Raw genomic sequence first — 17,132 nt, 5'->3', positions numbered from 1 at the left:
ACATGGAATTTCCCGTTGCATCATGTGCCCCGCCCAAGTACATCCGTCCGCGGACAGGTGGCCGAGTGGTCGAAGGCGCTCCCCTGCTAAGGGAGTAGGCGGGGAACCGTCTCGAGGGTTCGAATCCCTTCCTGTCCGCCAGATTTCCAGCTTAAGTGTCTGATATAAGGCGATTTCTCTCCAAGGGATTTTGCCTAGACCAACAATTCGCCCAACAATCCATCTCGGATGGAGGGAGATTTCCTCGGAACAGTCCGGACTGTCGGTACGCCCTACGTTCTTGCGCACCCCGTCGAGAAGCTCGCGCCCGGCGCCTTCCTCCCCGGAATTTTTCGGGAGAGAGAAAGGAAAACTCCCCCCCGCGGTACCACGGCCCGCCGAAGTCCGGGCATTGGGACCAGAAGTCAGAGCCGCTTCTGAGCTCAGCTAGTGACCAGAAGGCAATCCGCTGCCTATCCCGCCGGCTTCACGGCAACACCCGGGCCGCTGGCAACCTGACCCGCGTCCAGGAACTGAACCCCCGCCGCTTCGAGGGCCTTGCGGACCTTCGCCTCCACCTCTGCTGAAACCTTTCCCGCATGGTCCGGCCTTCCCTCGATGCGCCGAAGCGTGATGAGGGGGATATCTGCCATCTCACACAATTCTGCCTGCGACAGGCCCGCCAATGTACGGCCCGCCTTCACTTGTCCCTTGAACATCCCAGTCTCCCTTTGTGATAGGTTGCGCTCACTGAGCACTTGTTATCACTCCTGTCTAGTGATATATAGTTATCACAAACACGGGAGAACAACATGACCTACAACCGCACAGCCATCATGGCGCAGGCATGGGCCGAGTACCGCAGCACGTGGCCTGCCTCCGTCTACCGCTTCTGCCGCTACGAGTTCGCGACCTACCTGCGCAGGGCTTGGGTGGAGGCCCGGGCCGTTGCTCGCCTCCTGACCGTGCCTGCCGAGGCCCGTGAAGCGCGCGCCGTGGCGATCCGAGCCGAGCTTGCCGGGCTGGCCGACAAGTCCTTCCGGGTGAACATCGCCCAGCGCGGGGCGGAGCTTCGTCGCGAACTCGCGCGCCTGGAGGCGGTGAAGGCCCGGGACTTCTCGGAAATGACTTCGCTCATTCACAGCGCAGGGGGGCGGTTCTGCGCCGTGCGTTTCGTCAAGAAGGACGGTACGCTGCGCACCATGCGTATCCAGCCCGCAACCCTCGCCAGGCATGTCGCCGGCCCGTCGGCCAGCGAGAGGGCACAGAAGGCCTTCGCCACGCGCAAGGAGCGCCACCCGAACCTGCTGCCAGTCTGGGACGCTGCCAAGGCAGCCTGCCGATCAGTCAACCTCGCCACGGTGCAGAGTATCACCGTGAACGGCCGCACCAGCTTCTATGCGTGAGGAGGCAATCATGACCATTCACAGCGAGACCCCCTCCATTGCCGAGCTCTACGCGCGCTGGGCGGAGATGTGGATCCGGGCGGAGGGCGAAGACCTGGACGAGCAGGAGACACTTGCCCGGCTCGCAGAGATGGAGGCTCAGGCCCTCGCCATCCCGTCCCGCAGCGCGGCCGACGTGCTCCTGAAGGTCCGCATGGGTATGCTCAACTCCCGCGGCACGATGAACAAGCCGGTAGCGCTGGCCCTCCTGAATGAGGCGGAGCGAGCGCTGGGCCCAGACCCGCTGACCGGGGCCACGCCGCCCCGTATGCGGGTCGGCTCTGCCTACGGGGCCGCGCTGGCGGGCCTGTCCCCCGAGAACGTGGCAATCGCCCGGGACTACGTGGCATGGCTCCACCACGAGAGCCGCATTGCCCTGTATCACTTCGCGCCGGGTGGGGGCGTGCTTTACACGGGGGCAGAGCGCTGGGCCTTCGACGCGCTGCATGACCCGGCGCTGATGGTGTCCCGCATGCTGCCGGTGCTGGAGGCCGCTGGCATCAGGCCCAGCGCCGCCTGACCCATTCCCGTACAGAGCCACGTGAGAGCCGCTCGGGGTCCCGGGCGGCTTCACCATGACCTTCGCAAGCGGCACGGCCCGGGGGCCTGCGGGTGACGGTCGCGACAAGCCAACGACCTACCTCCTGTATCGCAAGGTCACATTGCAAACGGAGGATACCCGCCGGTCTCCACCCCTAAAGGCCTTGAAGAAATGGCCCCCCCCCAACGGGAAGGCGGTGCTTGCCCGGCATCATCTGCGTCGGCCGGCAAAACCTTTTCTCTGGCCGATTGTGCGCAATGCGGGTCCCCGCCGGTGTCCGGGGTCGGGACCGGGCAAATCCGCCACACCCCGGTCAGGGCTGTCTCTGTCTCTTTTTGACTTCAAGGTTCGGAATTGTTCTGCGCATATATTCATCAAATAGTGGGACAGTAAATGCAGTATCGCCGTAGGCGGGAGAGTAAATCATTCCCTTCTTTATCAGGTTACTTCGAGTGGGGGCGGCACTTGTGGTGTTCATCCCCAGTGCCTCTGCAATGTCTCCCGAGCGATGCGCACCGGTACCGTGCTCAGCCAGCGCTCGCATATACCTCTTCTCGCTTGGTGTGCACCGCTCGAATCTGACTTTGAAAAAACTCTCATCAAGTGCCACTAAGGACTTCTCAGTGGCTTGGACTACGTCTTTCTCAGTAATTGCGTGGCCAGAGGCCACATTCCATGAATCGTATGCCCATTGCTGCAAAAAATAGGGATAACATTCAGTTCTGCGCATAATTAGATCTACTGCGCCATCGAGAAATTCAACCCCCTCTTCCTTGGATGGGTTGACCACTGCAGTAATAGCATCTTCCTCGGTGAGAGCCCCAATGGTGGGGTAAGAAAACAGCCGTTCGGAGTATGATTTGGAGTTTCCCGCCAGGCCCAATAGCTGAGGAAGACCGGCGCCTATCAGCGCGAGAGGCAGCGACCTTTGGTTTGCTTTATGCAGCGCCATTATCAAGGCGCTAAATTCTCGCGAAGACAGATATTGAATCTCATCCACAATTAATGAAACAGATTTCCCCGCCGCCGAGGCGGCCTCTCCCAGCGCAACTATCATTTCGGGCAGATCGGCCTCAATGTCTCCTGAGTCCGCAGTTCCAGTCTCAGCATCTACGCCGATTTCAAACCCAGATATGTTGATCTTAATGCCGGACAGCAAGCTTTTCAGCACACGAATACCGCGCCTTGCTTTGTCCTTGGCATTCTCAATTGAGCTGAGCGCATACAATGTCTTCCGAAGCCCTGGCGCCAGAAGTTCGGCAAGAGACTTTCCCTCGTGAGCCTCGATTTCAATTGTGTAATGCCCGTGGGTTTCAGCCATTTCTCTCGCCTTAACGAGAAGAACCGTTTTCCCCACGCCTCTCAATCCGACCAAGATGGGATGCTGAACCGCCCGCTTCTGGGACACTCGTTGAAGCGTTGTTTCAATGGCGCCAATGACATCTGCCCGACCAGCTAGCTCTGGTGGCGGGTTTCCGGCGCCTGGTGCGTATGGGTTTCTGATCGGATCCAAGTGAGTTTACCCGCTTATAAGATAATGTTGCTATAACTGGGTAAACTGAGTTGAACTGGAAAAGTCAAATGCTTTTCGCCTTCTTCGCCCTGTGGGCTTCCCATCTGCGCCGCTGGAACTCGGCTATCCTCTCCCGGCCCTCGGGCGAGGTAGGGCCGGTGCTCTTGCCCCCGTGAAGGCGGCAGCGCGCCTTGCCCGGCTCGGGCTTGCACCGGCACGGCGTGCCCCGCCTTGTCGACGCTCCGCACTTCTCGGCAGTGGAACGGACTTGCCCCGGGGTGGATGGTGGATGTGCGCCCCGGCCTTGAACCCCATCACGCGCGCCCCCATGCGCAGGAGCGTGCGATAATACCCGCTCCCTTCCGGTTGTCGGACGGGCTGGGGCATCAGGTCCGGGGGGCACGCCCAGCGCGGCGAGGATACTCACCACGCCGGGGCTTCGCACATCAACCACAGGGCGGTGCTCCCAATAGCGCAGACTGTCCCGGTGCAGGCCTGCCCGAGCTGCGAGCGCAGCCTGGGTGAGCCCGGCAGCCGTGCGCAGCGCCCTGAGCTCGGCCCCGGTCAAGAGTACCCCATTCGATCCGGAGCCCACTCCACGGTCTCGCCATACTCCCGGAGACTGTCCGCGAGGAACTCCGCTCCGGCCCGCGTCGGGGTGTCCGCCAGCACGATACAGCCATCCTCGGTGTAGGCGATGAAGACGAAGTTCGGGCTCCCGTCCTCTTTCTTGCCGTCCAGTATCTCGACGCGCTCGAATGTATCCATTCCATTCTCCATTTTTACGCTCGGCCTTTTGGTGTGCCGATGGGAAGGCCCGGCCGGGCGGCAATCTCCGCCAACCGGCACAGCGCCAGCACTTTCGCTGCCTCCGATGACATTTCCTCCGAGATCCCGCCATTCGCCCTGGCGGACTGCATTGCGTAGCTGGCATGTCCCGCCGGATCGAAGCCGACTGCAAGCCAGGTCACCCCGCCCGGAAGTTCGCGGCTGCGGTAGCGGGGGAAGCCCCGAGCTTCCTGCTCGGAGAGCCTGATGGCAAGAGGCTCTCCACCGGCCAGCAGCAGGGCGTGGAATGCCCGCCGTAACGCGGCCTTCGCATGCCGGTCGCTGATGCGCTCCACCTGCTCTCCTTCGAAGTCATATGCGACGGCCGCCATGCGCGCCGCCACATCCTCGGCCTGCCGCCGCAACGCCCGGCGCTGGGCACGTGTTGCGCTCATGTCCTGCCCTCCTTCATCCCCGCACGGCCCTGGCTGTCGAACCGGACCCGACCCGCAGCCCGCAGCCGGGCCTCCGCACGCCACGCCCGGGTTGCCCCCCAGCTGAGAGCCGCAGCCGCAGCCCCGTAGGAGAGCGGGCCTTCCGCTCTCAGCAGGGCGGCATAAACCTGCACGTCGCTGCCTTGCCCGGTCGCTGGAGACTGGCGCGGAGAGGATGGCGCCGCATGCTCCTGAGACAGGAGCCGAGAAGCGCCGACGGAGGCATTACGAGCTTCCCGGCCTGCCGTGGCGGTGGGCCGCCCCTTGGGGTTACCCCCCTCCGACAAAACCGACATATCCGACAAAACCCAACCATGGGTTGTTTCTGGGCGGTCAAGCGCACAACCGGAAATGGTTTTGTCGGTTGTGTCGGTTTTGTCGGTAGGGGGTAACTCCCCTCTTGCCGCTTGAAGCCACCGGGTCATTCGGGCCTCCGCAGGATGGCAGGGTTGACGGTAAAGAGACGCTGAGGCCGTCCGCCCTGGGGGGATGTGGGACCTTCGACCGGGCGGATGATGTCAGCCTCTTCCAGTGCGGCCAGTCCGGGGTTGAGGTCTTCGGCAGTGGCAATGCCTGCTCTCTCCATCCGCAGTACCTCGCGGGTGGTGAACTGGGGCATTCCGGTTTCACGAAGTGTTGGATGTCACTGAGAACTGACCCAGCAGCGATAGGAAATGTCACTGAGAATTGACCCATGTGGAACCCTCCCCCTGACGAGATTTGTCGGGGGTCATTGGAGTGATCGACATGGATTTTTTGAGCGTCATTCGACGGTGGGCACTGCGGGACAAGATGCCCATCCGCGAGATTTCGCGGCGGACTGGACTGTCCCGAAATACGATCAGGCGTTACCTGCGTGCCGGGATCGTCGAGCCCAAGTTCAAGGCACCATCGAGGCCGAGCAAGCTCGACCCGTACGCGGAGAAGCTGTCGGGCTGGTTGCTGGCCGAACAGCGCAAATCGCGCAAAGAGCGGCGGACGGCGAAACAGATGCACGCGGATCTGGTTCAGCTGGGGTTCGATGGGTCCTACGAGCGGGTCTCAGCCTTTGTCCGAGCCTGGAAATCGGACCGGCAGCGCGCGCAGAACACGACGGATCGCGGGACATTCGTGCCTCTGGTGTTCAAGCCGGGCGAGGCCTTCCAATTCGATTGGAGCGAAGACTACGCGATCGTCGGGGGTGAACGGACCAAGCTGCAGGTCGCACACATCAAGCTGTCGCACAGCCGCGTGTTCCTGGTCAGGGCATATTTGCTGCAGACACACGAGATGCTGTTCGACGCGCATTGGCATGCGTTCAGAATCTTCGAAGGCGTGCCGGGCCGCGGGATCTACGACAATATGCGCACGGCGGTGGACCGCGTGGGCGTCGGCAAAAAGCGCGATGTAAATGCGCGCTTCATGGCGATAACCAGCCACTACGTGTTCGAACCCGACTTTTGCAATCCGGCGGCGGGATGGGAAAAGGGCCAGGTCGAGAAGAACGTCCGCGATGCGCGCAGCAGGATGTGGCAGGTGATGCCCACCTTCCCTGATCTCGATGCGCTGAACTGCTGGCTGGAAGAACGGTGCAAGGCGCTGTGGGCCGAAACCGCACATGGCGGTTTGCCCGGCAGCATCGCAGACGTCTGGCAAGCGGAGAAGCCCTCGCTGATGCCGTTGCCCACCGCGTTCGACGGTTATGTCGAGCAAAGCAAGCGGGTGTCCCCAACCTGCCTCGTCACGTTTGATCGCAATCGCTACTCCGTGCCTGCCAGCTTTGCGAACCGGCCAGTCAGCCTGCACATCTACCCCGAAAGGCTGGTTGTCGTTGCTGAAGGGCATGTCGTCTGCGAGCACCAGCGCATCATTGAAAGGTCGCATCGGCAACCGGGCCGCGTCATCTATGACTGGCGGCATTACCTGGCCGTGATCCAGCGCAAGCCCGGTGCGCTGCGTAACGGCGCCCCGTTTGTTGAGATGCCGAGGGGCTTTCGTGAGCTGCAGGATCAGATGCTGCGCAGACCCGGCGGTGATCGGGAGATGGTCGACGTCCTGTCGTTGGTATTGCATCACGACGAACAGGCGGTCCTGTGCGCGGTGGACATGGCGTTGAAGGCCGGCGTGCCGACAAAGACCCACGTGCTGAACCTATTGCACAGGCTGGTGAACGGCACTTCAGTCGAGTTGCCAGACGTAACGCCGCCTCCGGCCTTGACGCTGAGCAAGGAGCCCGAGGCCAATGTTGCACGCTACGATGGGCTGCGCACATCCGGAGGCAAACGCCATGCGTCATGATCCCGCCGGAGCTGCCATCGTCATCATGCTCCGCAGTCTGAAGATGCCAGGCATGGCCCAAGCCGTGCATGACCTCATGGAACAGGGCGCGCCTGCGTTCGATGCGGCGATCCCGATCCTGTCCCAGCTGCTGAAGGCTGAAATGGCCGAACGTGAAGTGCGGTCCATCTTTTATCACATGAAGGCAGCGCGCTTCCCGGCCCACAAGGACCTGTCAGGCTTCGACTTCGCGGCCAGCGAGGTCAACGAGGCCCTCGTTCGGCAGCTTCATCGATGCGAGTTCCTCGATGCTGCCGAAAACGTGGTCCTGATTGGCGGGCCCGGCACCGGGAAAAGCCATGTGGCGACCGCCCTCGGAGTCCAGGCGATTGAGCATCACCGCAAACGCGTGCGCTTCTTCTCCACAGTCGAGCTGGTGAACGCGCTGGAACAGGAAAAGGCGCTGGGAAGGGCCGGGAAAATCGCCGAGGCGTTGGTGAAAACCGAATTGGTGATCCTCGACGAGCTCGGATACCTGCCGTTCAGCGCCTCGGGCGGCGCCTTGCTGTTCCACCTCCTCAGCAAACTTTACGAACGCACCAGCGTCGTGATCACCACGAACCTAAGCTTCAGCGAATGGGCCAGCGTCTTCGGTGACGCCAAGATGACCACGGCGCTCCTCGATCGCCTCACACACCGCTGCCACATCCTGGAAACCGGAAACGACAGTTATCGCTTCAAGGCCAGCTCCGAGACCGCGAAAAAAAAGAGGAAGGAGACGCCAATGTTGACCCCATCATGAACCGACCGACATACTGACAGGCGGGTCAAATCTCGATGACAATGCTGGGTCAGTTCTCAGTGACATCCAACAGGGCGCCGTTACGCAGCGCACCGGGCTTGCGCTGGATCACGGCCAGGTAATGCCGCCAGTCATAGATGACGCGGCCCGGTTGCCGATGCGACCTTTCAATGATGCGCTGGTGCTCGCAGACGACATGCCCTTCAGCAACGACAACCAGCCTTTCGGGGTAGATGTGCAGGCTGACTGGCCGGTTCGCAAAGCTGGCAGGCACGGAGTAGCGATTGCGATCAAACGTGACGAGGCAGGTTGGGGACACCCGCTTGCTTTGCTCGACATAACCGTCGAACGCGGTGGGCAACGGCATCAGCGAGGGCTTCTCCGCTTGCCAGACGTCTGCGATGCTGCCGGGCAAACCGCCATGTGCGGTTTCGGCCCACAGCGCCTTGCACCGTTCTTCCAGCCAGCAGTTCAGCGCATCGAGATCAGGGAAGGTGGGCATCACCTGCCACATCCTGCTGCGCGCATCGCGGACGTTCTTCTCGACCTGGCCCTTTTCCCATCCCGCCGCCGGATTGCAAAAGTCGGGTTCGAACACGTAGTGGCTGGTTATCGCCATGAAGCGCGCATTTACATCGCGCTTTTTGCCGACGCCCACGCGGTCCACCGCCGTGCGCATATTGTCGTAGATCCCGCGGCCCGGCACGCCTTCGAAGATTCTGAACGCATGCCAATGCGCGTCGAACAGCATCTCGTGTGTCTGCAGCAAATATGCCCTGACCAGGAACACGCGGCTGTGCGACAGCTTGATGTGTGCGACCTGCAGCTTGGTCCGTTCACCCCCGACGATCGCGTAGTCTTCGCTCCAATCGAATTGGAAGGCCTCGCCCGGCTTGAACACCAGAGGCACGAATGTCCCGCGATCCGTCGTGTTCTGCGCGCGCTGCCGGTCCGATTTCCAGGCTCGGACAAAGGCTGAGACCCGCTCGTAGGACCCATCGAACCCCAGCTGAACCAGATCCGCGTGCATCTGTTTCGCCGTCCGCCGCTCTTTGCGCGATTTGCGCTGTTCGGCCAGCAACCAGCCCGACAGCTTCTCCGCGTACGGGTCGAGCTTGCTCGGCCTCGATGGTGCCTTGAACTTGGGCTCGACGATCCCGGCACGCAGGTAACGCCTGATCGTATTTCGGGACAGTCCAGTCCGCCGCGAAATCTCGCGGATGGGCATCTTGTCCCGCAGTGCCCACCGTCGAATGACGCTCAAAAAATCCATGTCGATCACTCCAATGACCCCCGACAAATCTCGTCAGGGGGAGGGTTCCACATGGGTCAATTCTCAGTGACATTTCCTATCGCTGCTGGGTCAGTTCTCAGTGACATCCAACACACTGATAGTTAGCCATATGTGGCCCCCTTCCTTGTGAGGCCCCGTCTCCGGTCTGGAACCGAATAATTGGGGCGGTCTGGCGAGTGAGGTCCGCGAAGCGGCGCCTCTCTTGCCGGACTGCCTCCCGGCGAGGGCAGGAGGGGGGCCCACGCAAGTTCCTCGACAAGGAAGAGGGGGAGGGGGATCACCTGGCCACGCAGCTCGGCCACGGCCGAGACCGTGGTTGGGGACACCCCCTCTGACGCCGATCGTGGGACTTGCGTGGGGGAACCGGCGGTTCCCGAGGCGGACGCGCTCAAGCGCGGCCAAGAATATTATTGTCCAGCTCCAAAACGGGAGGTCGCGCGCAAGACCTTTGCATGGCCATCTTGGCCAGAGAGTTCCATCCCCTCCGGAAGGAACATACCAAGTTTTCGGGAGATACAGCCTTGGAACTCATGCAAGCAGCGGGCCGCAACAAGGTGTGCAGCCCGCCGATGCATCAAGCCTTGGCGAAGGCCAACAGGTCGGCGTTGATTACCTCAGGATGTGTCGCGAACATTCCGTGCGAAAATCCGGGATAGGTTTTTAGCGTGCCGTTCCGTAGCAGCTTGATGGCCTTGTGCGCCGAATTGTCGATCGGCACCACCTGATCATCCTCGCCATGCAACACCAGAACCGGGACGGTGATCGCCTTCAGATCCTCGGTGAAGTCCGTTTCGGAAAAGGCCGCGATCCCGTCGTAATGGGCCTTGGCACCACCGGCCATGCCCTGCCGCCACCAGTTGTCGATCAGTCCCTGGCTGACAGCGGCCCCCTTGCGGTTGAAGCCGTAGAATGGGCCGGACGGAACGTCGATGTAGAACTGCGCCCGGTTCGCGGCCAGCGCCGCGCGGAACCCGTCGAACACCGCCATGGGCACCCCGTCAGGATTGGCGTCGGACCGGACCATGATCGGGGGCACGGCACCAAGAAGCGCGGCTTTGGCGACCCTGCCCGGTTCGGCGCGGGCGACATAGCGCGCAACCTCGCCGCCGCCAGTCGAATGGCCGATGTGGATCGCATCGCGCAGATCCAGCGCACGGGTCAGATCCGCGACGTCCGAGGCGTAGTGATCCATGTCGTGCCCGTCGGACACCTGTTCCGAACGCCCGTGGCCGCGGCGGTCATGGGCGATGACACGATAGCCGTTGGCCAGGAAGAACAGCATCTGGTTGTCCCAATCATCGCCTGACAGCGGCCAGCCGTGATGGAAGACGACCGGTTGCGCGTCGCGCGGGCCCCAGTCCTTGTAGAAAATTTCGGTTCCGTCCTGAGTTCTGATGCTAGCCATGATGATATCTCCTTGTGTTTGGGTTTGTGCGAGAAAGGCGCGAGGCAAGGCTGAAAGCGCGGCGGCGGCTGCAGTTGTAAGCAGTGTGCGGCGGGTCGGATCGATGTGCATCGCCAGTCCTTTCGGTTTCGACATGGACAGAAGTAAGCGATCCGGTGCAGAAGCAGAGGTGGCGAAACGGACTTGATCAGGGGCAAAACAGACAATGGAAACGGTCACGGAGATCGGCATCCTCATATACCCCGGATGTCAGCTTGCGGCGGTTCATGGCCTGACGGACCTTTTCCGCATCGCAGGCGAATGGGTGGGGGGCGGCACCATACGCGTATCCCATTGGCAGCCCCTGCAGGACGAGGTGGCCTGCATCTGGGACAGCCACCCCGGCACGCCCCACCGGCTTGGGTACGCGATCGCCCCGCCCAGCATCATCATGCCCGAGAAGATGGCGCCCTCTCCTGTCGCCGCCCGCTGGCTGCGCGACCGACACAAGGACGGCACGATACTGGGCTCGGTCTGCGCGGGGGCCTTCGTGCTGGCCGAGACGGGCCTGATGAACGGACGAAGGGCCACGACCCATTGGGCCTTTGCCGAACAACTCTCGCGCCGTTTCCCCGATGTTCAAGTGACGGAAGATCACATGGTGTTGGATGAAGGCGACATAGTGACGGCGGGCGGCATCCTAGCCTGGACAGATCTTGGCCTGACACTTGTGCAGCGGTTTCTGGGGTCGGCCACGATGTTGGCGACGGCGCGCTTCCTGTTGATCGATCCGCCCCGATCCAGCCAGCGCCCCTTTGCCGACTTCATCCCCCGCTTCGATCATGGCGATGACGTGATCCGGCGTGCCCAGCATCATTTGCATGCCCATTCGGCAGAAGCCCTGCACATGCACGAACTGCACGAACTGGTGGGAATGACAGAGCGCACGTTCCTGCGCCGTTTCACTGCTGCCACCGGACACAGACCAAACGCCTATCTTCAGCAGGTCCGCATCGCCCATGCGCGCGAGCTGCTGGAACGGACGCTGACCCCTACGGATAGGATCGCATGGGAGGTCGGCTATTCCGATCCGGCCGCGTTCCGCAAGACGTTCCAGAAACTGACCGCCGTCACCCCGTCCGCCTATCGCCAAAGATTTGGAATTGCCTAGCGACATAGCTCCATGCGCAGTGCTGCCGCTTCAGCCACGGCGGCAACCGCCCCAATGCCCCAGATCGCCCCCGCCGCCAACACCATCGCGCCCAACCCGCTGCCTAGCGAAAAGCCCAGATACATGGTGGACGTGTTAAGCGCGAGCGCAACGGACGCCTGATTTCTTCCGCCCGCCGTAACAAGCCGGGCCATCTGCGCCGGGAAGAACGACCACACCGTGAACCCCCACAAAGCGACTGCAAGCAGCACGATGACAAAGGCAATGTTGGGGGGCATGGCCGTTGCGATCGCCAGCATGAGGAAGGAAAGACCGAGGACGGCGAGTGATGTGCGGACGACGCCATCTGCGCCGAAGCGGTCATTCAAGGCCCCGCCCGACAGCACGCCTGCGGCCGCAGCCACCCCCCATAGCGATACTGTCGCCGTGATGGCGCCCGATCCAAAATTCAGGACGACAGCGAGATATTCAGCGAGATAAGGATAGGCCGCATAGGCGCCGACCGACCAGAACAGGCTGATCGCCAACAGTCGCAACACAGCACGGTTGCCGATCAACGCCACGCGCGCATGTAGCCCAGGCACGGCCACATCCGATCCGGCATTACGGGGGATGCCCGTGAGGATACCAAGGATAGCCGTCATGCTCATGACCGCGACCAGGAGAAAGGTTGCACGCCAACCGAAGGCATGACCGATCACCCCGCCGAGCGGCAAGCCAAAGGCAATGGCGAGGGTCTGCCCTGCGCTGACGAACGCCAGTGCTCGGCCCCGCAGGTGCGGCGGCACGATGACACCCGCCAGCCCATTGGCTGCGGGAATGTAAAGCCCTGCGGCCACCGCCATCATCACCCGCGCCACCAGAAGTGCGGCGAAGGTCTCGGAAAAGGCGGCCAAGAGATTGCCCGTGGCAAAGATCCCCATGGCTCCCAGCAGAATGGAACGCCGACGCAGCCGCCCGGTCAACACCGTGCTGATGGGAGAGGACAGGGCGAGCACCAGCGTGAACACCACCACCAGCAGCGCCACGACCGATACCGAACGTCCGAAGTCCGCAGCCATGACCGGCAGGAGCGGCGCAATCATGAAGCTCTCGGTTCCGATGGCAAAAGTCCCGAGCGCCAGAAATGCGGGTGGGACCAGGGCGCCTTTGAAGGCATTTTCGGTCATTGTCGTCATGGGATCTTTCCTTCACATGAAAAGGCCTGCGGGCTGGCCGCAGGCCTGTGCGCGTCACGCCGGGATCGGGTTGGCGGCAATGTGGTCGTTGAAGCCGTCAACCAGCGCATGTTCGTGCAGACCCGGGTTGTCTCGCATGTCCCGGATCGCATCGACGAAGATCTCAGGCGCATCCGTGGCAAGCTTCTCCATCGTCTCGGCGATGAAAGCCTCCAGCGGCATGGCGCGCGGGTCACCGCTTTTCTTGATCAGATCGGTATCCACCCATGGCGGCGCGATTTCCTGCACCGTGACATTGGTGGTCTTCAACTGGAACCGCTGCGACAGGGCATAGGAGTGCAGGGCGGCCTTCGAGGCGGAGTAGACCGCGTTCGTGGCAATCGGCACATAGGCGAGCACGGAAGTGTTGTGGATGATCGTGGCGCGCGGCTGTGCCTTCAGGTGCCCGATCAGGGCCGAGGTCAGCCGGATCGGCCCCAGCAGGTTCGTGTCGAGGATGCGGCGCGAGACGGCATCGTCGATGATCCCGGCCGGATCGTCGAACGGCATAAGGCCTGCATTGTTGATCAGAACATTCAGTGTCGGGTAATCGGCGATGAGCCTGGCCGCCACCCGGTCGATGTCGGCGGGGTCGCTGATGTCCAGGCGAATGCCGTCCATGCCGGGGTTGGCAGCGGTCACCTCGTCCAGCAGGGACTGGCGGCGCCCGGCGATAACGACCTTGTTGCCGAGGGCGTGGAACTGCTCGGCGAGGGCACGGCCGATGCCCGAAGTGCCGCCGGTGATGAAGATGGTGTTGTCGGTCATTTGCATCTTTTTATTCCTTAGAATGTGCGGTCAGGCCGCGACGCGGGCGACGGCGGGAAAGTCGAGCGTGGTGCCGACGAGGTTGTTGACGCTGTTGGTCAGGATGCTGACGGAGACATGCGCGACCGTTTCCAAAATCTCGGCATCGGACAGGCCGGCTGCGCGTGCCGCCTCGAGCGCGGGCGTGGCATCGCGGCCATGGCTCTCGTTGACGGCCAGCGCCAGCTTCAGCACCGCTTCTGCATGCGGATCAGAAACACGGCCCAACTGCGCAGAGGCCCGGTCCTCTGGGCTGACCCCCGCGGCGCGGGCGGCGCCGGTATGGGCGGCAAGGCAGTAGTCGCAGCCATTCGCGGTGGCGACCGCAATGGCGATCATCTCGCGCGTCGCGGCGGGCAGAACGCCGCCGCGCAGGGCGCCCTGTCCGCCGGTATAGACGTCCAGCGCGGCAGGCGCATGCGCCAGGACGCGGAACAGGTTGGGAACCTTGCCCATGGCGGCGCGGGCCTGATCGAAGGTCTTCGTGACACGCGGCGCTACTTCGTCGTCGGCGAGGGGAGTGATTGCAGACATTGGGTCAAATCCTTTTCATCGTGTGTTTGTCTGCCATGAACATGGATCATGGGGCGGAAGTCTTAAATGTCATTGATCCGTCAATTCATGACATCACGACAGGAACAGGTCGATCTGCAGGGAAAAATCCTCGATGTGCTGAAACAGGAAGGCATGACCCGCGTCCGGGTACAGGATCAGCTTGGCATCAGGCGCCTGCTGCGAGAGCACGAAGGAGCGATAGGCTGGCAGCATCACGTCATGCGCGCCATTTGCGACCAGGATTGGAAGGTGCAACTCGCGCACCCTGTGAAGGACACCGGGCCAGGAAGAGATTGCCTTGACCTGCGCCATGAACGCCTCGGCGGTGACTGGGGGCCCCATCTCGGGCTGCGCGGCAATCCGTGCAAGCGACGCATTGCCCAGGGCCACTGCGCTTTCAGTCTCCGGATAGAATAGAAACAGAAAGTCAGGCGCGTCATTGACGCCACGCGTCATAACTTTGGGCACGCGTGGATGGGGCTGCGGCCCGTCCGTAATGCCGCCGGGACTGGAACCTGCAATGATCAGGCGACGCACCAGCTGAGGTGCATCCAGTGCAAGCTGCTGCGCGACGACGCCCCCGAGCGACCAGCCCAAAACATCGGCTGCTCCCATGGTAACGGTCTGCAAAACCCGGCTGGCGATGCGCGCCATCCCGGAAATATCATCCGGCACACGTCCGCCGGACCTTCCGATGCCCGCGCTGTCGAAGCGGATGACGGGGCGTTCGGCGGCAATCGCCGCGATGAACTCCGGATCCCAGTCGTCCATCGTGCCGCGAAACCGCTGCAGCAAGACCAGCGGAATACCCGTATCCGGACCATCGCGGCGCAGGGCGATCCGTCCTTCCGGACCGTTGATATAGTCGATCATCTCTGTCTCCATCTGTCTGATGGACACAAGGATGCGCCTATCCGGCCATGTCTCTAATGACGTATAAACGCCATTTCAGGACTATCATTCGCCATCCATCAGGCGAAGAGCGCGGCGCAGACTTGCCGGCGGCTGACCATAGCTGCGCAGAAAGGCGCGCCGCATGCGGTCTCGGTCCGCAAAGCCTGTATCGCGTGCGACCGTGTCCATCGCGTGACGACCCTCCTCAAGCATGATCCGCGCAGCTTCCAGCCTCAAAGCCTCTACAGCCTTGGCGGGCGACTGGCCGGTTTCTTCGCGGAATACTCGGCTGAACTGACGCGGGGAGAGACTGGCGGCCTCGGCCAGTTCCTCAACCGACAAAGCATTACGGAGGTTCTCTCGCGCATAGGTCAGGGCGCGCTTCACCCGGTCCGATCGCGGCTCCAGCTCCAGCAGTGCCGAGAACTGAGACTGGCCACCGGGCCGTCGGTGATAGACCACAAGCTTGCGCGCAATGGACCGGGACAATGCAACCCCGTGATCCTCTTCGATCAGTGCCAGCGTCAGGTCGATCGCCGACGTCATTCCGGCGGAGGTCCAGATCGGGCCGTCCTGGATGAAGATCCGGTCGGCATCTACGCGCGCCTGCGGAAAGCGGCTCTGCAATGTCTGGGCATGAGCCCAATGGGTCGTGGCGGCGCGGCCATTCAGCAACCCGGCCTCTGCCAGAACGAAGGCCCCGGTGCAGAGACCCGCGACGCGGCGCGCCTCCATGCCCGCGCGGGCAACGAAGCCGCGCAGCGCGGGCGAGGGAGGCTGAGGCGCAAGCTCTCCGGCGGTCATCAGGGTGTCCGGCATGACCCCGAAGGGAAGGGTTTCTATCCCGGCATTCATCGAAGATCGGATCGTGCCGCCGCTCTCGGACAGGATCGTCAGGCGGTAGCCGTTCTCGCCGAGTTCCGCGTTGGCGAATTCGAAAGCTGACAGGGCGGCCAGCCCCATCAACTGAAACCCGTTCTCAAGGATCAAGCCAACCTGACGCATCTCCACCTCTATATCCTTATCTGCTGTTTCAGGCTATTTCCGCCAAGCCTTCGAAAGCAACTGGCATTGGCCCTCATGGCGCGAAATGACGGGTTTCTGTCTTCTTGTCGCCCTGAAGTGGCTTATATTGCCGTTTCAAGGACATTTGCGCCTCGCAGCCTCAATGGCAGTCTTTGCCTGTCGCCGCATCGTCGCGGCATTCAACAGGAGAAGACCAATGAACAAGGGAACCGCACTCGTCACAGGCGCATCCTCGGGGATCGGCGCCATCTACGCCGACCGGCTTGCCGCACGCGGTCACGACCTGCTGCTGGTGGCGCGCAACCGCGCCCGGCTCGAAGAGCAGGCCGCGCGCCTCCGGGACCGCCATGGGGTCGATGTCCGCATCCACGTGGCAGACCTCGGCGCCAAGGACGACCTGCATGGCGTCGAGACGCTGATCGCCGAAGACGAGACACTGACCATGCTGGTCAACAATGCGGGCTTCGGCGGTACGGGGTCGCTGGCGCAATCGGATGTGGAGGAGATGGAGCGGATGATCGCCGTGAACGTCACGGCCGTCATGAGGTTGTCCTACGCCGCAGCGCCGGTCTTTGCCGCCCGCAAGTCGGGCAGCATCATCAACATTGCCTCGATCGCGGCCATCGCGCCGGAGATCCTGAACGGGGTTTATGGCGGGACAAAAGCCTTCGTACTGGCCTTCAGCCGGTCGCTCAGGAAGGATCTCGCGCCCGAAGGCGTGAGCGTGCAGGTCGTGCTGCCCGGCGCGACGGGTACGGAGTTCTGGGACATCGCCGGACTGCCGCATGCAAACCTGCCCGCCGAATGGGTGATGACACCCGAGGTGCTGGTCGATGCGGCGCTTGCCGACCTTGATGCCGGCCAGTTCGCCTCGATCCCCTCCTTGCACGACGACGGCCAATGGCACGCCTGGGAGACCGCGCGCGACGCGATGCTGCCGCACCTGTCGTCGCGCACGGCAGCGCCGCGCTACGGGGCCTGAGGGG

General features: G+C 62.5%; 18 protein-coding genes, 1 tRNA gene and 1 pseudogene. 7 read left to right on the top strand and 13 right to left on the bottom strand.

The window, feature by feature from the left end; genetic code table 11:
• Positions 1-51 precede the first annotated feature (51 nt).
• Positions 52-141: transfer RNA gene (locus FDP22_RS03940), tRNA-Ser, on the top strand.
• Positions 142-452: 311 nt separating this feature from the next.
• Here the strand turns inward: FDP22_RS03940 and FDP22_RS03935 are convergent.
• Positions 453-698 carry a helix-turn-helix domain-containing protein gene (locus FDP22_RS03935; RefSeq protein WP_138578447.1) on the bottom strand — a complete coding sequence of 82 codons (246 nt, stop codon included), beginning with the start codon at positions 696-698 and terminating at the stop codon, positions 453-455.
• Between the two features lie 93 nt (positions 699-791).
• On the opposite strand from FDP22_RS03935, the gene FDP22_RS03930 reads away from it, so the two are divergent.
• Positions 792-1,385, top strand: a complete 594-nt coding sequence (locus FDP22_RS03930; protein ID WP_138578445.1) for a hypothetical protein — start codon at positions 792-794, stop codon at positions 1,383-1,385.
• Between the two features lie 10 nt (positions 1,386-1,395).
• Positions 1,396-1,944, top strand: coding sequence for a hypothetical protein (locus FDP22_RS03925; protein ID WP_138578443.1), 549 nt, complete (start codon positions 1,396-1,398; stop codon positions 1,942-1,944).
• A 334-nt stretch (positions 1,945-2,278) separates the two neighbouring features.
• On the opposite strand, the gene FDP22_RS03920 is transcribed toward FDP22_RS03925, so the two are convergent.
• The 5 genes from FDP22_RS03920 to FDP22_RS03905 all read right to left on the bottom strand — a co-directional run bounded on the left by FDP22_RS03920 (position 2,279) and on the right by FDP22_RS03905 (position 5,359).
• Positions 2,279-3,373 (bottom strand): ATP-binding protein, encoded by a 1,095-nt coding sequence (locus tag FDP22_RS03920; protein ID WP_239031920.1) that lies wholly within the window; start codon positions 3,371-3,373, stop codon positions 2,279-2,281.
• Between the two features lie 169 nt (positions 3,374-3,542).
• Complete coding sequence (locus FDP22_RS25345) at positions 3,543-4,073, bottom strand: HGGxSTG domain-containing protein (RefSeq protein WP_430225625.1); 531 nt, start codon at positions 4,071-4,073, stop codon at positions 3,543-3,545.
• Positions 4,043-4,246, bottom strand: coding sequence for a hypothetical protein (locus FDP22_RS24410; protein ID WP_170317584.1), 204 nt, complete (start codon positions 4,244-4,246; stop codon positions 4,043-4,045). The genes FDP22_RS25345 and FDP22_RS24410 overlap by 31 nt, the downstream gene beginning before the upstream one ends.
• A gap of 14 nt (positions 4,247-4,260) precedes the next feature.
• Positions 4,261-4,701, bottom strand: coding sequence for a hypothetical protein (locus tag FDP22_RS24405; RefSeq protein WP_170317583.1), 441 nt, complete (start codon positions 4,699-4,701; stop codon positions 4,261-4,263).
• A gap of 460 nt (positions 4,702-5,161) precedes the next feature.
• Positions 5,162-5,359: a hypothetical protein gene (locus FDP22_RS03905; protein WP_138578439.1), complete on the bottom strand. Its 198-nt coding sequence runs from the start codon at positions 5,357-5,359 to the stop codon at positions 5,162-5,164.
• A 128-nt stretch (positions 5,360-5,487) separates the two neighbouring features.
• Here FDP22_RS03905 and istA (FDP22_RS03900) point away from each other — a divergent pair, with 128 nt between their 5' ends.
• On the top strand, positions 5,488-7,017 hold the full coding sequence (gene istA, locus FDP22_RS03900; RefSeq protein ID WP_143972275.1) for an IS21 family transposase: 1,530 nt from the start codon (positions 5,488-5,490) through the stop codon (positions 7,015-7,017).
• Positions 7,007-7,798 (top strand): IS21-like element helper ATPase IstB, encoded by a 792-nt coding sequence (gene istB, locus FDP22_RS03895; RefSeq protein ID WP_143972228.1) that lies wholly within the window; start codon positions 7,007-7,009, stop codon positions 7,796-7,798. The genes istA (FDP22_RS03900) and istB overlap by 11 nt, the downstream gene beginning before the upstream one ends.
• A 73-nt stretch (positions 7,799-7,871) precedes the next feature.
• Here the strand turns inward: istB and istA (FDP22_RS03890) are convergent.
• Both istA (FDP22_RS03890) and FDP22_RS03885 read right to left on the bottom strand, forming a co-directional pair.
• Positions 7,872-9,071 (bottom strand): annotated as a pseudogene (istA, locus tag FDP22_RS03890) (IS21 family transposase); the annotation flags it as partial.
• 595 nt (positions 9,072-9,666) lie between these two features.
• Positions 9,667-10,716, bottom strand: a complete 1,050-nt coding sequence (locus FDP22_RS03885) for an alpha/beta fold hydrolase (protein ID WP_239031858.1) — start codon at positions 10,714-10,716, stop codon at positions 9,667-9,669.
• Here FDP22_RS03885 and FDP22_RS03880 point away from each other — a divergent pair.
• Positions 10,703-11,647, top strand: coding sequence for a GlxA family transcriptional regulator (locus FDP22_RS03880; protein WP_138579416.1), 945 nt, complete (start codon positions 10,703-10,705; stop codon positions 11,645-11,647). The genes FDP22_RS03885 and FDP22_RS03880 overlap by 14 nt on opposite strands.
• Here FDP22_RS03880 and FDP22_RS03875 read toward each other — a convergent pair.
• The 5 genes from FDP22_RS03875 to FDP22_RS03855 form a co-directional block, all read right to left on the bottom strand.
• Positions 11,644-12,825, bottom strand: a complete 1,182-nt coding sequence (locus tag FDP22_RS03875) for an MFS transporter (RefSeq protein ID WP_138579418.1) — start codon at positions 12,823-12,825, stop codon at positions 11,644-11,646. The genes FDP22_RS03880 and FDP22_RS03875 overlap by 4 nt on opposite strands.
• 54 nt (positions 12,826-12,879) lie before the next feature.
• Complete coding sequence (locus tag FDP22_RS03870; RefSeq protein WP_239031857.1) at positions 12,880-13,632, bottom strand: SDR family oxidoreductase; 753 nt, start codon at positions 13,630-13,632, stop codon at positions 12,880-12,882.
• A gap of 30 nt (positions 13,633-13,662) precedes the next feature.
• A complete protein-coding gene (locus FDP22_RS03865; RefSeq protein ID WP_138579422.1) occupies positions 13,663-14,205 on the bottom strand; it encodes a carboxymuconolactone decarboxylase family protein in 543 nt (180 codons plus the stop codon).
• A gap of 93 nt (positions 14,206-14,298) precedes the next feature.
• Positions 14,299-15,099 carry an alpha/beta fold hydrolase gene (locus tag FDP22_RS03860; RefSeq protein WP_205910836.1) on the bottom strand — a complete coding sequence of 267 codons (801 nt, stop codon included), beginning with the start codon at positions 15,097-15,099 and terminating at the stop codon, positions 14,299-14,301.
• An 84-nt stretch (positions 15,100-15,183) separates the two neighbouring features.
• Positions 15,184-16,125, bottom strand: a complete 942-nt coding sequence (locus FDP22_RS03855; RefSeq protein ID WP_138579460.1) for a GlxA family transcriptional regulator — start codon at positions 16,123-16,125, stop codon at positions 15,184-15,186.
• Between the two features lie 217 nt (positions 16,126-16,342).
• Here FDP22_RS03855 and FDP22_RS03850 point away from each other — a divergent pair, with 217 nt between their 5' ends.
• Positions 16,343-17,128 (top strand): SDR family NAD(P)-dependent oxidoreductase, encoded by a 786-nt coding sequence (locus FDP22_RS03850; RefSeq protein WP_138579424.1) that lies wholly within the window; start codon positions 16,343-16,345, stop codon positions 17,126-17,128.
• Positions 17,129-17,132 lie beyond the last annotated feature (4 nt).

Source organism: Paroceanicella profunda, from assembly GCF_005887635.2.
GTDB classification, from domain to species: Bacteria; Pseudomonadota; Alphaproteobacteria; order Rhodobacterales; family Rhodobacteraceae; genus Paroceanicella; species Paroceanicella profunda.
This window is presented reverse-complemented; position numbering and strand designations above follow the sequence as displayed.

Bases quoted from the DNA above. Each gene is read 5' to 3' on its own strand.
- FDP22_RS03935 (WP_138578447.1), bottom strand. From the start codon at position 698: ATGTTCAAGGGACAAGTGAAGGCGGGCCGTACATTGGCGGGCCTGTCG.
- FDP22_RS03930 (WP_138578445.1), top strand. From the start codon at position 792: ATGACCTACAACCGCACAGCCATCATGGCGCAGGCATGGGCCGAGTAC.
- FDP22_RS03925 (WP_138578443.1), top strand. From the start codon at position 1,396: ATGACCATTCACAGCGAGACCCCCTCCATTGCCGAGCTCTACGCGCGC.
- FDP22_RS24410 (WP_170317584.1), bottom strand. From the start codon at position 4,246: ATGGATACATTCGAGCGCGTCGAGATACTGGACGGCAAGAAAGAGGAC.
- FDP22_RS24405 (WP_170317583.1), bottom strand. From the start codon at position 4,701: ATGAGCGCAACACGTGCCCAGCGCCGGGCGTTGCGGCGGCAGGCCGAG.
- FDP22_RS03905 (WP_138578439.1), bottom strand. From the start codon at position 5,359: ATGCCCCAGTTCACCACCCGCGAGGTACTGCGGATGGAGAGAGCAGGC.
- istA (WP_143972275.1), top strand. From the start codon at position 5,488: ATGGATTTTTTGAGCGTCATTCGACGGTGGGCACTGCGGGACAAGATG.
- istB (WP_143972228.1), top strand. From the start codon at position 7,007: ATGCGTCATGATCCCGCCGGAGCTGCCATCGTCATCATGCTCCGCAGT.
- FDP22_RS03880 (WP_138579416.1), top strand. From the start codon at position 10,703: ATGGAAACGGTCACGGAGATCGGCATCCTCATATACCCCGGATGTCAG.
- FDP22_RS03875 (WP_138579418.1), bottom strand. From the start codon at position 12,825: ATGACGACAATGACCGAAAATGCCTTCAAAGGCGCCCTGGTCCCACCC.
- FDP22_RS03870 (WP_239031857.1), bottom strand. From the start codon at position 13,632: ATGACCGACAACACCATCTTCATCACCGGCGGCACTTCGGGCATCGGC.
- FDP22_RS03865 (WP_138579422.1), bottom strand. From the start codon at position 14,205: ATGTCTGCAATCACTCCCCTCGCCGACGACGAAGTAGCGCCGCGTGTC.
- FDP22_RS03860 (WP_205910836.1), bottom strand. From the start codon at position 15,099: ATGATCGACTATATCAACGGTCCGGAAGGACGGATCGCCCTGCGCCGC.
- FDP22_RS03855 (WP_138579460.1), bottom strand. From the start codon at position 16,125: ATGCGTCAGGTTGGCTTGATCCTTGAGAACGGGTTTCAGTTGATGGGG.
- FDP22_RS03850 (WP_138579424.1), top strand. From the start codon at position 16,343: ATGAACAAGGGAACCGCACTCGTCACAGGCGCATCCTCGGGGATCGGC.